General features: G+C 72.5%; 12 protein-coding genes. 6 read left to right on the plus strand and 6 right to left on the minus strand.

Annotated elements, in window-relative coordinates; all coding sequences use genetic code 11:
- Positions 1–150: 150 nt before the first annotated feature.
- Both JKJ07_RS00515 and JKJ07_RS00520 read left to right on the plus strand, forming a co-directional pair.
- Positions 151–477, plus strand: coding sequence for an ArsR/SmtB family transcription factor (locus JKJ07_RS00515; protein WP_202989139.1), 327 nt, complete (start codon positions 151–153; stop codon positions 475–477).
- Positions 474–959, plus strand: a complete 486-nt coding sequence (locus JKJ07_RS00520; RefSeq protein WP_202989140.1) for an SRPBCC domain-containing protein — start codon at positions 474–476, stop codon at positions 957–959. The genes JKJ07_RS00515 and JKJ07_RS00520 overlap by 4 nt, the downstream gene beginning before the upstream one ends.
- Here JKJ07_RS00520 and JKJ07_RS00525 read toward each other — a convergent pair.
- Positions 904–2,223, minus strand: a complete 1,320-nt coding sequence (locus JKJ07_RS00525) for a M1 family metallopeptidase (protein WP_202989141.1) — start codon at positions 2,221–2,223, stop codon at positions 904–906. The two genes, JKJ07_RS00520 and JKJ07_RS00525, sit on opposite strands and share 56 nt — an antisense overlap.
- Entirely contained in the window at positions 2,220–6,083 is a 3,864-nt protein-coding gene (locus tag JKJ07_RS00530) for a Pls/PosA family non-ribosomal peptide synthetase (protein ID WP_202989142.1), read from the minus strand. Before JKJ07_RS00530 ends, JKJ07_RS00525 begins: the two co-directional genes overlap by 4 nt.
- A 180-nt stretch (positions 6,084–6,263) precedes the next feature.
- Here JKJ07_RS00530 and JKJ07_RS00535 point away from each other — a divergent pair, with 180 nt between their 5' ends.
- On the plus strand, positions 6,264–6,710 hold the full coding sequence (locus JKJ07_RS00535; RefSeq protein ID WP_202989143.1) for a hypothetical protein: 447 nt from the start codon (positions 6,264–6,266) through the stop codon (positions 6,708–6,710).
- Positions 6,711–6,713: 3 nt separating this feature from the next.
- Positions 6,714–7,289, plus strand: coding sequence for a hypothetical protein (locus JKJ07_RS00540; RefSeq protein ID WP_202989144.1), 576 nt, complete (start codon positions 6,714–6,716; stop codon positions 7,287–7,289).
- A 3-nt stretch (positions 7,290–7,292) separates the two neighbouring features.
- Here JKJ07_RS00540 and JKJ07_RS00545 read toward each other — a convergent pair whose 3' ends face one another.
- The 3 genes from JKJ07_RS00545 to JKJ07_RS00555 are packed head-to-tail and all read right to left on the minus strand — an operon-like array spanning position 7,293 to position 10,038.
- On the minus strand, positions 7,293–7,808 hold the full coding sequence (locus JKJ07_RS00545) for a flavin reductase family protein (protein ID WP_202989145.1): 516 nt from the start codon (positions 7,806–7,808) through the stop codon (positions 7,293–7,295).
- Positions 7,805–9,073 (minus strand): LLM class flavin-dependent oxidoreductase, encoded by a 1,269-nt coding sequence (locus tag JKJ07_RS00550; protein ID WP_202989146.1) that lies wholly within the window; start codon positions 9,071–9,073, stop codon positions 7,805–7,807. Before JKJ07_RS00550 ends, JKJ07_RS00545 begins: the two co-directional genes overlap by 4 nt.
- Positions 9,070–10,038: an LLM class flavin-dependent oxidoreductase gene (locus JKJ07_RS00555; protein ID WP_202989147.1), complete on the minus strand. Its 969-nt coding sequence runs from the start codon at positions 10,036–10,038 to the stop codon at positions 9,070–9,072. The genes JKJ07_RS00550 and JKJ07_RS00555 overlap by 4 nt, the downstream gene beginning before the upstream one ends.
- 211 nt (positions 10,039–10,249) lie before the next feature.
- Between JKJ07_RS00555 and JKJ07_RS00560 the strand changes: the two genes are divergently transcribed.
- Positions 10,250–11,422, plus strand: coding sequence for an LLM class flavin-dependent oxidoreductase (locus JKJ07_RS00560; RefSeq protein WP_202989148.1), 1,173 nt, complete (start codon positions 10,250–10,252; stop codon positions 11,420–11,422).
- Positions 11,419–12,510: an LLM class flavin-dependent oxidoreductase gene (locus tag JKJ07_RS00565; RefSeq protein WP_202989149.1), complete on the plus strand. Its 1,092-nt coding sequence runs from the start codon at positions 11,419–11,421 to the stop codon at positions 12,508–12,510. The genes JKJ07_RS00560 and JKJ07_RS00565 overlap by 4 nt, the downstream gene beginning before the upstream one ends.
- Here the strand turns inward: JKJ07_RS00565 and JKJ07_RS00570 are convergent.
- Positions 12,501–13,310: an alpha/beta fold hydrolase gene (locus JKJ07_RS00570; protein WP_202989150.1), complete on the minus strand. Its 810-nt coding sequence runs from the start codon at positions 13,308–13,310 to the stop codon at positions 12,501–12,503. The genes JKJ07_RS00565 and JKJ07_RS00570 overlap by 10 nt on opposite strands.
- Positions 13,311–13,321: the final 11 nt, after the last annotated feature.

Consider the following 13,321-nt stretch of genomic DNA (forward strand, 5'->3'; position numbering starts at 1 on the left):
GTCGCTGCTGATCAATCGTGGCTTGGCGCAACATCTCGAGCTCCTCCGTAGTGGTGTCCTCAACGATAGGGAGCCCCGCCGGCCGCGGCAACGCATTAAACCAACACTTAGCCCTTGCGCTAACTATCGCGGCCGCCAATACTTAGCCGCGTGGCACAGTATGCGGAGGAGCTCGACACCGTCTTCGTCGCCCTGGCCGACCCGACCCGGCGGGGCGTCGTGCGGCGCCTCGGCGAGGGTCCGGCCAGCGTGGGAGACCTGGCCGGGGCCTTCCCGATGACCCTGCCCTCGTTCATGAAGCACGTCCACACCCTCGAGTCGGCCGGCCTGATCAGCACCGTCAAAACGGGCCGCATCCGCACCTGTGTGCTCAACCGTGAGCGCCTGGCGGTGGTCGACGACTGGCTGGCCGAACAGCGCAGCGTGTGGGAGCGGCGCACCGACCGACTCGAACGATTCGTCACGGAGGAAGAATGAACCCCGACCTCGACCTGAGCCTGCAGCGCATCATCCGCGCCCCGCGGGCCAAGATCTGGCAGGCCTGGACCGATCCGGCCAAGTTCGCGCGGTGGTTCATGCCCGCGCCCAGCGTGCTCCGCGTCGACCGGCTGGAGGTGCGGCCCGGCGGCGGCCTGGTGACCCGGATGAGCGACGACGGCGTCGATTTCGTCCCGCACCTGGACGCGGTGTTCCTGCTCGCCGAGGAGCTGGAACGGATCGTCTTCACCAACGCGCTCGACAGCTCGTGGCGGCCCGCCGACGCGCACCCGGTGCCGCTGACCGCGGAGATGACGTTCGCCGACCACCCGGACGGCACCGACTATCGCGTGCTCGTCCGGCACGGCGATCCGGCGGCCCGCAAGCGCCACGAGGAGCTGGGTTTCGCCGAGGGGTGGGGCACGGTCACCGAGCAACTCGCGGCAGCGGTGGAAGCGCCGGGCGGTCAAGCCACTCGGTGAACAGCTCGCTCAGCGACTCGGTCGCGAACCGCTCGGCGTGCTGCCGGAACTTCTCGGTCGTGACCAGCGAGTGCCGGTTCTCCCCCACCCACGAGCGCAGCATGGGGAAGAACGCGCCGTCGCCGAGCCGGGCCCGCAGGGCGTGCAGGGCCACCGCGCCGCGCTTGTAGACCAGCGGGTCGAACATGCGGGCCACGCCCGGGTTGGCCACGGCGATGTCGCGGGGCTGGGCCGACAGCCAGATGTGCCAGCGGGTGGCATGGCTGTCGGCCGACGCGCCCCCGGAGGCGGCCGACCAGAGCCATTCCGCGTACGTGGCGAAGCCCTCGTTGAGCCAGATGTGCCGCCAGTCGGCGACGGTCAGGCTGTTGCCGAACCACTGGTGGGCCAGCTCGTGCGCGACCAGGCGCTCGTGGGTGCGCCGCCCGTCGAGGTGGTTGCGGCCGAAGACGGCCATGCCCTGCGCCTCGACCGGGTCGTCGAGGTCGTCGTCGGCCACCACCACGCAGTATTCGCGGAACGGGTACGGCCCGAACAGCCGCTCGAAGGTGCTCATGATCTCGCCGTGCCGGCCGAAGTCGTGCCGGAACAGGGTGCGCAGCCGGGGCGGGATGGCGGCCCGCTGGGTCACCCCGCCCGGCGCGAGCTCGATCTGCTCGTACCGGCCGATCTGAACGCTCATGAGGTAGGGCGCGGTCGGCTCGGTGCGCTCGAACACCCACGTGGTGGTGCCCGCCCCGCGCCGCCGCGAGACGAGGTCACCGGTGACGACGACCGTGTACGGCGTGGCCACCGTGAGCCGGACCAGGAAGGTGGCCTTCTCGAGCCGGTCGTTGCACGGGAACCACGACGGCGACCCGTTGGGCTGACTGGCCACGAGCACGCCGTCGGTCAGCTCGTCCCAGCCGAGGTCGCCCCACCGGCCCGACAGCGGCACGGGCTTGCCGGCGTACCGGACCTCGATCGTGAAGATGACGCCGTACCCGATGGCCCGTTCCGGCTTGATGCGCAGCTTGCCCGCGCGGTGGGTGAAGGTGACCCGGCGCCCGTCGACGCGCACGTCCTCGACCCGGAACTGGCCGAGGTCGAGGCTGAACCGGCTCAGCGACTGGACGGCCTGGGCCGTGACGATCGCCTTGCCGGCCAGCCGGTTGGAGACGATCCGGCAGTCCAGGTCGAGGTCGTAGTGCAGGACGCGATAGCCGCCGTTGCCGTGCCTGGGGAGGTACGAGTCGGTCGAGTGATCGGCGCCCGGTGGGGTCATGCCCAGTTCGCGATCGGGTTGCCGAGCCACCGGCTGTCGGCGGGCACGGCGTCGCCGCGGGTGACCAGCGAGCCCGGTCCGACGGTGGTGCGCGCGCCGATGCTGGCGCCGGGCAGCACGATGCCGTGCGGGCCGAGCGTGGCCCCGGCGGCCAGGGTGACCTCATCCATGCTCATGATCCGATCATGGAACAGGTGGGTCTGCACCACGCACCCCCGGTTGACGGTGGCGCCGGGCCCGAGCCGCACCAGGTCGTACTCGGGCAGCCAGAAGGTCTCCAGCCAGACGCCGCGGCCGATCTTCGCTCCGAGCGTACGCAGCCACAGGTTGAGCAGCGGGGTGCCGGTGGCGAAGCGGAACAGCCACGGCGCGGCCAGCACCTCGACGAACGTGTCGGCCAGCTCGTTGCGCCAGACGAACGACGTCCACAGGGCGTGGTCGGTGACCTTGAACCGGCCCACGAGCAGCCACTTGGCCAGGCTGGCGATGAGCGCGGCGACGATCGTGGCGGCGAACATGACGGGGCCGGCGGCGAGCGCGGCCGCCCAGGCGCCGAACTGCTCCCAGACCACGGCCAGCGCGGCCAGCACGAGCACGGCCAGGGCGCCGAACAGCATGACGGGGACGATCCGGCACAGCTCGATCGCGGCGCGGGCCAGCTTGAGCCGTACGGGCGGGTCGTAGGTGCGGCTGGTGTCGGCCGACTCGACCGTGCGGCGCAACGGCATCGGCGGGGCGCCCAGCCAGGACGAGCCCTTCTTGGCCTTGCGCGGCGCCGACGACAGCACGCCGACCAGGCCCCGCTTGGGCACCGAGCGACCGGGGGCGGCCATGCCCGAGTTGCCGAGGAAGGCCTGCTTGCCGATGCGGGCCGGGGCCACGCGCATCCAGCCGTGGCTCAGCTCGTACGTGGCGACCATCGTGTCGTCGGCCAGGAACGCGCCGTCCTCGACGGTCGTCATCTTGGGCAGCGCGAGCACGGTTGACACCTCGGCGTTGCGGCCGATCTTCGCGCCCAGCAGCCGCAGCCAGACCGGCGTGAACAGGCTGGCATACATCGGGAACAGCGCGGTGCGGGCCATCCCCATCAGCCGCTCGGTCGTCCAGACCGACCAGGCAACCCTTCCCCGTACGGGGTGGAAGCCCTCGCGCAGGCCGATGCCGAGCAGGCGCACGCCCGCCAGCACCAGCAGCGCGTACGTGAGGAAGTAGGCGACGGCGGCCAGCGGCACGACGAGCAGCGCGCCCCCGAGCGTCGACCGGCTCAGCACCAGGGCCAGCGCGGGCAGGATCGCCGCCACGGGCAGCAGGCCGAGCAGCTGGGCGGTCAGGCTGTAACCGGCCACCCAGAGGCGGGCCCGGCGCTCGGGACGCTGCGCGGGCCAGGCCGCCTTGTCCTTGTCGACGGTCGGGGCGGCGGGCGAGCCGGCCCAGCGCTTGCCGGCCGGGACGGCGCCGGTGACGGTCGAGCCGGCGTCGATGTGCGCGCCCTTGCCGACCCGGGCGCCGGGCATCAGCGTGCTGCGCGAGCCGACCCGGCCACCCGCGCCGACGCGGACCTTGCCGACGCGCACGATGTCGCCGTCGATCCAGTAGCCGGACAGGTCGACCTCGGGCTCGATGGCGGCGCCGCGGCCCAGCTTGAGCAGGCCGGTGACGGGCGGGGCGGAGTGCAGGTCGACGTCGGGGCCGATCTGCGCGCCCAGCGCCTTGGCGTACGTGATCATCCAGCCCGCGCCGGCCACGCCGGTGGCGCCGGTCAGCTCGGCCAGCCGCTCGGCCGCCCACAGCCGCACGTGCACGCCGCCGCCGCGCGGGTATTTGCCGGGGCGGACGCCGCGCAGCAGCAGGCGGGCGCCGGCCGCGGCCACGGCGATCCGGCCGGGCGGGCTGAACAGCACCAGCCAGGCCGCGCCGACCCACCACCACGACACGTTCGGGGCCCAGGCGGCCGGGATCAGGTTGCCCACGGCGGCCAGGATCGTCAGCCAGCGCAGCCCGACCAGGGCGAACATCGGCGCGACGAGCAGGGACTGGAGCACACCCGTACGGCGGGGGGTGGGTTTGACCTCGCGGCGGACCCGGGCCGTGGTGTCGAGGGCGTCGAGCACCGCGGCCATCTGGGACAGCTTGGGCTGCTGGTAGACGTCGGCCACCGACACCTGCGGGTGCGTCCGCCGGATCCAGGCCACCAGCTGCGCCGCGTTGAGGCTGCCGCCACCGTTGAGGAAGAAGTCGGCGCCGGGCTCGGACGGGCGGACCCCGAGGATCTCCTCCCAGCCCTCGGCCAGCCACGACTCGGTCGCGCTGAGCTCGGCCGAGCCGTCGCCCGCGGTGGCCAGCGGCCAGGGCAGCGCGGCCCGGTCGACCTTGCCGGAAGTACGGGTGGGCAGGTCGTCGACGACAGCCAGCAGCGGCACGAGCGCGGCGGGCAGCTGCTCGCGGATGCGCTCGGAGGCGGCGGCGGTGTCGAAACCGGGCTCACGCGGCACGAGATAGCCGACCAGCAGCTGGTTTCCGGCGGCGGTGCGCTTGATCGCGGCGGCCGCGCCGGCCACCCCGGGCAGCGCCTGCAGGGCGGCGTCGACCTCGCCCAGCTCGATCCGGCGGCCACCCAGCTTGACCTGCTCGTCGCCGCGGCCCAGGAAGAGCAGGCCCTCGGGCTCGGCGCGCACGATGTCGCCGCTGCGGTACGCCCGCTCCCAGCCCAGGGCCGGCAGCGGGGCGAACTTCTCGGCGTCCTTGGCCGCGTCGAGATAGCGGGCCAGGCCGACCCCGCCGATGACCAGCTCGCCGGTCTCGCCCATGGCCACCGGCATGCCCGACGCGTCGACGACCGCGAGCTCCCAGCCGGCCAGGGGCAGGCCGATCCGTACGGGTCCCTCGCCGGTCATCCGGGCCGCGCAGGCGACGACGGTGGCCTCGGTCGGCCCGTACGTGTTCCAGACCTCGCGGCCCTCGACGGCCAGCCGCTCGGCCAGCTCGGGCGGGCACGCCTCGCCGCCGAAGATCAGCAGGCGGACGTCGTCGAGCGCCTCGGCCGGCCACAGCGCGGCCAGGGTCGGCACGGTGGAGACGACGGTGATGCGCTGCTCGGCCAGCCACGGGCCCAGGTCGACGCCGCTGCGCACCAGCGAGCGGGCCGCCGGGACCAGGCAGGCGCCGTACCGCCAGGCCAGCCACATCTCCTCGCAGGAGGCGTCGAAGGCGACCGAGAGGCCGGCCAGGACGCGGTCGTGCGGGCCGATCGGCTCGGCGTCGTCGTCGGCCAGGAAGAGCTGCGCTTCGGCGTCGACGAACGCGGCCGCGGAGCCGTGCGAGACGGCCACGCCCTTGGGGGTGCCGGTGGAGCCGGAGGTGAAGATGATCCAGGCGTCGTCGGAGGGGGCGGGGCGGCCGGGGCGGCCCTCGGGCGTACGGCGCAGGGTGATCTTCAGGTTGTCGCCGATGATCGCGCTCACGTCGGCCTCGGCGAAGACCAGCTCGGCCCGCTCCTGAGGGTCGTCGGCGTCGACCGGCACGTAGGCGGCGCCCGCGGCCAGCGTGCCGAGGATGGCGAGGTAGAGCTCCGAGGTGCCCGAGGAGACGCGGATGCCGACCCGGTCGCCGACGCCGACACCCAGGCCGGCCAGGTCGACCCGGACCAGCTCGATGCGGTCGGCCAGCTCACGGTAGGTCAGCGCGGTGCCGCCGGCGTCGAGCGCGCGGGCGTTCGGGTGGGCCTGCACGGTGGCGTCGAGCACATCGACGAGGGTGCGCCGGACGGGGGCCGATGCGGAGTGGAAGAGGGCCGGGGATTCCGGCTCGACGTCGATCGCGGGAAGGTCAATAAGACGCAGATCAGTCGTCGTTACGGTCACCGGGCGTGCACCATCCCTAGCGCTAGGTTCCTGTCGGCCGTTCGCACGGCACAAAGCCGCCCGGGGCAGCAACCAACATTACGGGCAGGAAACAGAAAATGACGTCCAGATGACGGAGACGTGGCCACTGACACACACGTACGGCGGCGCGGGTTGACCGAATGGCGGATGATGAACGACATGACTGCGCGGCGGTTCGTCACTGTCCTGGCCACCCTGCTCGCCGCGCCCGCCCTCGGCGCCTGCGGCAGCCCCGCGCCCAGCTCACCGGCCCAGCGCAGCGAGCCCGCGGCCGCCGTCCGGGCCGACACCCGCGAGGCCCGCCCCGTCTCCCGGCGCGACGCCACCACCGTACGGAACGTGCCGTCGGCCTTCCCCCTGCCACCGGGAAGCCACGTGACCGATTTGTCCGACCGGCGCTCGGGCGCGTCGTTCACGCTGACCGCTCCGGACCCCGAGGCCGTGCTGTCGTTCTACCGCAGCCAGTTGCCGCGGGCCTTCACGATCGTCGCCGACCGGTCCTCCCCCGACGGCGCGACGAGCCTGGCCTTCCACGACCCTGACGGCTGGGCCGGCACCATCTTCGCCACCGAACGCCGCGTCACGGTCGCCGTCAAACGCGCCTGACAAATGGACCTTCTCGACCCGCTGCACCAAGCGGCCGCCCTGGTTCCGGACGGGGTGGCCAGTGCGACCGGGGTCACCCTGGCCGATGCCGTCGAATACCTCGAGCACCGTGAGCTGGAGGTCGCGCACGGCATCCTCACCGAGCTGGGTGAGGCCTTCCCGGCCGGGACGGCGTACTGGGAGCTTCTCGCCGCCTCCGCGGCCGAGATGAACCTGCCGCGGGCCTGGTGTCTTTGGCGCGCGGCCGAGACTCGGCACGGCATCATCCGCGCCGACCTCCAGCTGTTCGGCCCGGACCGGCCGGGCGCGCGCCGGGTCGCGATTCCGGCCGACGGGGTGGCGCGGCCGCTCTGGGACATCGGGCTCGTCATGCCGGAGGGTCACCCCGACCTGCGCATAGCCCGCATCTGGGTCGAGGGTGGACCGGAGCTGGCAGCCGGCGGCCGCGGGCCGGTGCGACTCGCCCCGCTCGGCCCGGAGGGGTGGCGCCACCTCCGGCCGGGCGACCGGATCACCATGCACGAGCAGAGCCCACCGGCCGGCATCGCCACCGTCACTCAGGTCTCGTTTCCGGCCTGATAATCACCCGTCCGCCTGGTGCGGGTGCAGGCCGAAGGCGCTGCGGTGGAAGACCAGCGGCAGCGAGTGGTCGGCCTGCTGCACGGCGTGCAGGCGGAGCAGGACGATCGTGTGGTCGCCCGCCTCGACCTCGCGATAGATCGTCGTGTCGAACTGGGCCAGGCCGTCGGGCAGGGTGACCGCGCCGTCCGGGCTGAACAGGCAGTCCACGTTGTCGAAGCGGGACGCCACCGGGCCGGCCAGCTGACGGGCCAGGCCGCCGTGCCGGTCGGCCAGGATCGTGACGCCCAGGTGGGCCGCGCGGCGCAGGTCGGGCCAGGTCTTCGACGTGTTGGCGATCGAGAACGAGACCAGCGGCGGGTCGAGGCTGACCGACGTGAACGAGCTCGCCGCCAGCCCGAGGCACACGCCGTCGACCTCGGCCGCCACCGCGACCACGCCGCTGGGGAAGATCCCGAAGGCCTGCCGCAGCCGGATCGGGTCGAGGTCCTGGTTGGTGGTCAGTGCGTGCTCGGTCATGAGAGTCCCAGATTCTCGCGCAAGGTCTCCCCCTCGTACGCGGTCCGATAGATGCCCCGTTCCTGCAGCTCGGGGACGAGCCGGTCGACGACGTCCTCGATCGTGCCGGGCAGCAGCTGGGGCAGCAGGTTGAAGCCGTCGACGGCCCCGGCCGCCAGGTAGCGGGCCCACTCGTCGGCCACCTGCCCCGGCGTGCCGACGAAGCCGTTGTGCCGCGGCGTGACCTCGATGACCAGGTCGCGAATGGACAGCCCGCGCTCGTCGGCCAGCCTGCGCCAGCCCGCGATGCGTTCGGCCTTGCCCGTACGGTGCTCGATCGAGATCGTGCCGCGCGAGGGGTCGAGCTCCCCGTCGGCGGGCTCGATGTCGGGCAGCGGCCCGTCCGGGTCGTAGCCGGAGAGGTCCTTGCCCCAGTACTGCTCGAGGAACGCGATCGCCCGGGGCCCGTTGGTCTGCTCACGCTCGATCCACCGGTTGCGCTCGGCCGCGTCCTCCGGCGTGTCCCCGAGCACGACAAAGGCCCCCGGCAAGATCCGCACGGAGTCCGCCGAGCGCCCGTACGCCACCAGCCGCGAACGCAGATCGGCGGCGTACGCGAGGGCCTTGTCGAAGTCGGTGTTGGCCGAGAACACGACGTCGGCGTGCCGGGCGGCCAGGTCGCGGCCGCCGGCCGAGTCGCCGGCCTGGAACAGCACGGGCCGTCCCTGCGGGCTGGGCGGCACGGTCGGGCTCGCGACCAGGTCGATCAGGTCGGAGTGGCGTTCCACGGCCTGCCCGGCCCACAGTTCCTTCGCCGCCGAGACGAACTCGCCGGCCCGCTCGTAGCGGCGTTCGTGCGGCAGCCATCCGCCGTACCGGAAGTTCTCGCCGGTCCAGGCGTTGTCGGTGGTCACGATGTTCCAGCCGGCCCGGCCGCCCGAGACCAGGTCGAGGCCGGCCAGCCGCCGGGCCAGGTCGGCCGGGAAGTTGTAGGTCGTGTTCTGGGTGGCGACCAGGCCGATCCGCTCGGTGACCGCGGCCAGCGCCGCGAGCTGGGTGATGGCATCGGGCCGGCCGGCGACGTCCAGGTCGTGCACGCGTCCGCGATTTTCCCGTACGCGCAACCCCTCGCCGAGGAAGAAGGCGTCGAACAACCCGCGCTCCAGCGTCCGCACCGTGGCGGCGAACGTGTCGATGTGGGTGTGCGCGGCGAAGTTGTCGGCGCTCCAGATCAGCTGGGGTCCGACGCCGGTGAAGAACAGGCCCAGGTGCAGCTGCCGGCTCATCGGGCCACCGCCGCGAATCGGTTGGCCGGGCGGGCCAGGCCCAGCGCGGCCCGCAGGGTGGGGCCGGACGGCGGGCGGATCGGCACGGCGGCGGCGATCCGGGGCAGGTCGGTGGCGAGGTCGGCCGGGTGCAGCCGGACGCCGTCGACGATCCCGGCCAGCCGGTCGAGCACCTCGCGCAGCTCGTCGTCGCCGGTCACCCGCAGCCGGCCCGACGGCTCCCCCTCGTCCGGCCGCACCTCGACCTCGGCGAAGACCAGCGGCGCCCCGGCCGTATGGGCGACATGGGCCCGATCAGCCAGCTCACCCAGGTCGGCCGCGGCGATCAGCGCGATGTCGAGGTTCTCGGTGACGCCCAGCGTGTCGGAGCCGAGCACGACCACCTGGCCCTGCGGCGGCCGCGGGGTGATCAGCGGGCCGACGACCGAGAACCGCTCGCCGGTGAAGTTGATGTGGTGCACGCGGTCGCTGTCGAGGAACCGGCTGGTGGCGACGTCGCGGATGACGGCGTCGTCCTCCCACGAATCCCACAGCTGCCGCGCGACCTCGATCACGTCGGCCAGTTCGCGGCGCAGGCCGTCCGGCTCGGCGAGGGGCGTGCCGCCGATCGTGGCGTGCGCGGCCGCGCTGTTGGCGGCGCCGACGACCCAGCCGGCCCGGCCCAGCGACGCGTGGTCGAGCGAGGCCAGCTGGGTGGCCAGGTGGAACGGCTCGGTCACGGTGGCGTGCAGGGTCGGCGCGAGCCCGATCCGGCTGGTGCGGCGGGCGGCGAACGCGGCCCGCACCCCCGCCTCGATCCGCCCGCCGGCGACCGGCAGCGGCGTATCGTCGAACGTGGCCAGGACGAACCCGGCCGCCTCGGCCGCGCTCAGGTGGCCGATCAGCGCCGCGACGTCCGTCCCCGCGCCCGGTGGGCCCGAGCCGTCCACCTCCAGCGCGAAGAGTAGATCCTGGCGTCCCGACATAGAGCCCTCCCCAAGCTCGAGCTGCCCACAAATCCTATAGCCTTTATAGGTAAAGGGAACAGTCACGAGTGTGACGAAAATCGAGAACCGGGTCAGCCGGCACCCGGCGGCCACCACGATGTGGCCGCGCCGATCGGTGCAGAGCTCGAGTAGACGCGCATCTCCCATGGGCTTTATAGACTTTGGGGGCCGGAGAACCTAGGGTCGGGCCATGAGCACACCGCTGGCCGTTCTCGATCTCATCCCGCGCAGCAGTGGCGCCACCACCGCCGACGCGCTGCGCAACCTGGTCGATCTCGCGCAGCAGACGGAACGCTTCGGCTACCGCCGCTACTGGTTCGCCGAGCACCACCTCAACCCCGGGGTGCTGGGCGCCTCCCCCGCCGTCTCGATCGCGCTGGTCGCCGGGGCCACCAGCAGCATCCGGCTCGGGTCGGCGGGGGTGCAGCTCGGGCACCGGCAGCCGCTGGCCACGGTCGAGGAGTTCGGGCTGCTCGACGCGGCCTATCCCGGCCGGCTCGACTTGGGGCTGGGCCGATCGATCGGGCGGCCGAAACCGGCCCCGGCCGACGATCGGGCCGCGGTTCCGGCCGCCGTGCAGGCGTACAGCGCACAACGCGGCGGCGGCGACCACAGCACCGAGCAGCGCGCCGAGAACGGGCTGCTGCTGCCCAAGCGGTACGACTTCAACAAGCTGCTCAAGAGCTCGGGGGCCAAGGTGGCGGCCCTGCTCGACCTGCTGCAACAGCCCGGCGCCTACACGCCCGGCTACGAGTCGCAGGTCGAGGACATCCTGGCGTTCCTGGCCGGCACGTATGTGAGCCCGGAAGGGGTGGCGGTGCACGCCTTCCCCGGCGAGGGCGCGCAGATCCAGGTGTGGATCCTCGGCGCCTCCGGCGGGTCGAGCGCGACGGTGGCCGGGGCCAAGGGCCTGCGCTTCGTGGCCGGCTACCACCACACGCCGAGCACGGTGCTCGACGCCGTGGAGGCGTACCGGGCCGCCTTCAAGCCTTCGGCCGAGCTCGACGAGCCGTACGTCTCGGTCTCGGCCGACGTCGTGGTGGGCGAGACCGACGAGCAGGCGGCCGTGCTGGCCTCAGGTTACGGCCTGTGGGTGCGCAGCATCCGCAGCGGGCTGGGTGCGATCGCCTTCCCCACGCCCGAGGAGGCGGCCCGCCACGAGTGGACCGCCGAGGACCGCGAGCTCGTGCAGGACCGGCTCGACACCCAGCTGGTCGGCTCCCCCACCACGGTCGCCGACAAACTCGAGCAACTACGCGACGCGACCGGCGCCCAGGAACTGGCCATCACCACGATCACCCACGACCACGCCGACCGGGTGCGCTCCTACCAACTGCTCGCCGAGGAATGGCAGCGCCGATGAGATTCCAGGTCCTCGACATCCTGCCCAACCTCAAGAACCCGGTCACCGGGCGCGAGATCCGGCCCGACGAACGCTTCGCCCAGGCGCTGACGTCGGCCCGGTACGCGGAGCAGTTCGGCTACGACGCGGTGGCGCTGGGCGAGCGGCACGCCGGGTCGTTCCTCTCCAGCGGGGTCGGCGTGCTGCTGGGCGCGATCGCCGCCACCACCAGCCGGGTCCGCCTGCAGACCGGCGTCTCGGTGCTGTCGATCCTCGACCCGCTGCGGGTGGCCGAGGACTACGCCACGATCGATCAGCTCTCCCGGGGCCGGCTCGAGCTGGTCATCGGCAAGGGCAACGAGCTGCGCCAGCTGCCGATGTTCAACATCTCGGACGGCGAGCAGTGGGCGGCCCTGGCCGAGAAGTACGAGCTGCTGCGCCGCCTCTGGCGCGAGGAAGACGTGACGTGGAAGGGCCGGTTCCGGGGCCCGCTCGACGGGGTGACGAGCCTCCCCCGCCCGTACGCGGGTCCGCCGCGGATCTGGCACGGCTCGGCCACCACCACGACGTCGGCCGAGCTGGCGGCCAAGTGGGGTGACCCGCTGTTCTCGGCCAACGCCATCCAGCCGCGCGACAACTACACCGTGCTGATCGACCACTATCGGCAGCAGTACGCCGACCACGGACACGACCCGCGGTTCGCCTACGTGGGGGCGGGGGCGGGCTTCCTCTACCTGGCCGACACGACGCAGGAGGCCCGAGAGGCGTTCGGCCCCACGTACGAGAAGATCGTGGCCTACTTCAACCAGCCGGGGAACCACACGCCGGGCAACGCGATGACGTTCGCGACGATCGACGACGCCATCGCGCGCGGGCCGGTGCTGGTCGGCTCGCCGCAGCAGATCGCCGAGAAGATCCTCTGGTTCCACGAGGGCTTCGGGCACGATCTGCAGTCGTTCAGCCTGCCCACGATGATCCCGCACGAGCAACAACTGACCATGCTCGAACGACTGGCGGCCGAGGTGCTGCCGATCGTGCGCAAGGCGGCGCCGACGACGCTGTGGACCGACCCCGACCCGTACGGGCGCCGGCCGGCCGCCTACAGGTAGGCCAGCAACGCCTCGGGCCGATCCAGCGGCACGATGTGTCCGCACTCGGGGATGACGTGCCCGTCCAACTGGTCGGCGATCGGCGCCAACTGCCGATACAGCGCGTCACCGACCGGACGGGCGCCAAGCGCGATCACGGGCATCGTCAGCCGACTGCTCGACTGCTGCGCGGGTTGGCCGTTGTTGCTCGTTTGGTGCGCGAGTTGGCGGGCGCTGAGCGGCATTGCGCGATAGTGCTCGAACGCGCATCTCAGGCTGTCCCGCCCTCGATAGGCGGCCACAAAATCGTCGCGCACATCCTTCGTGACGCCCGTTCCGTCGTACGTTCCTGCTCGCAGGAAGAAGTCCAAGTACTCGCCCTCGTGGCCCGCCAGCACGCTCTCGGCCAGGCCGGGCACACTATGGAAGCCGAACCACCACGGCGGCGTGAAGTCGCTCGGCAGTCCCCCGAGGACGGCCTCCATCACGACGAGCCGGCGCACCCGGTGGGGATGGCGCAACGCCAGCAGCACGGCCGGGGGCACGCCCAAGTCGAGCGCGATCACCTCGGTGTCGGTCACGTCAAGCGCGTCGAGCAGCGCCACGGCGTCGTCGGCCAGCGTTCCAGCGTCGTAGCCGTCGGCCGCCCGGGTGGTGCCGCCCAGGCCGCGCAGGTCGGGGGCGATGACCCGCCTCGTACGGGCCAATGAGGGAACGACGGCGGACCAGACCCGCGAGGTGTGCGGGAAACCGTGCAGCAGCAGGATGGCCGGGCCGGCGCCGGTGACCGTCACGTTGATGTCGATGCCGTTCGCTCTCATTTGCGCGCCTC

It is taken from the genome of Paractinoplanes lichenicola, from assembly GCF_016785085.1.
GTDB lineage: Bacteria > Actinomycetota > Actinomycetes > Mycobacteriales > Micromonosporaceae > Actinoplanes > Actinoplanes lichenicola.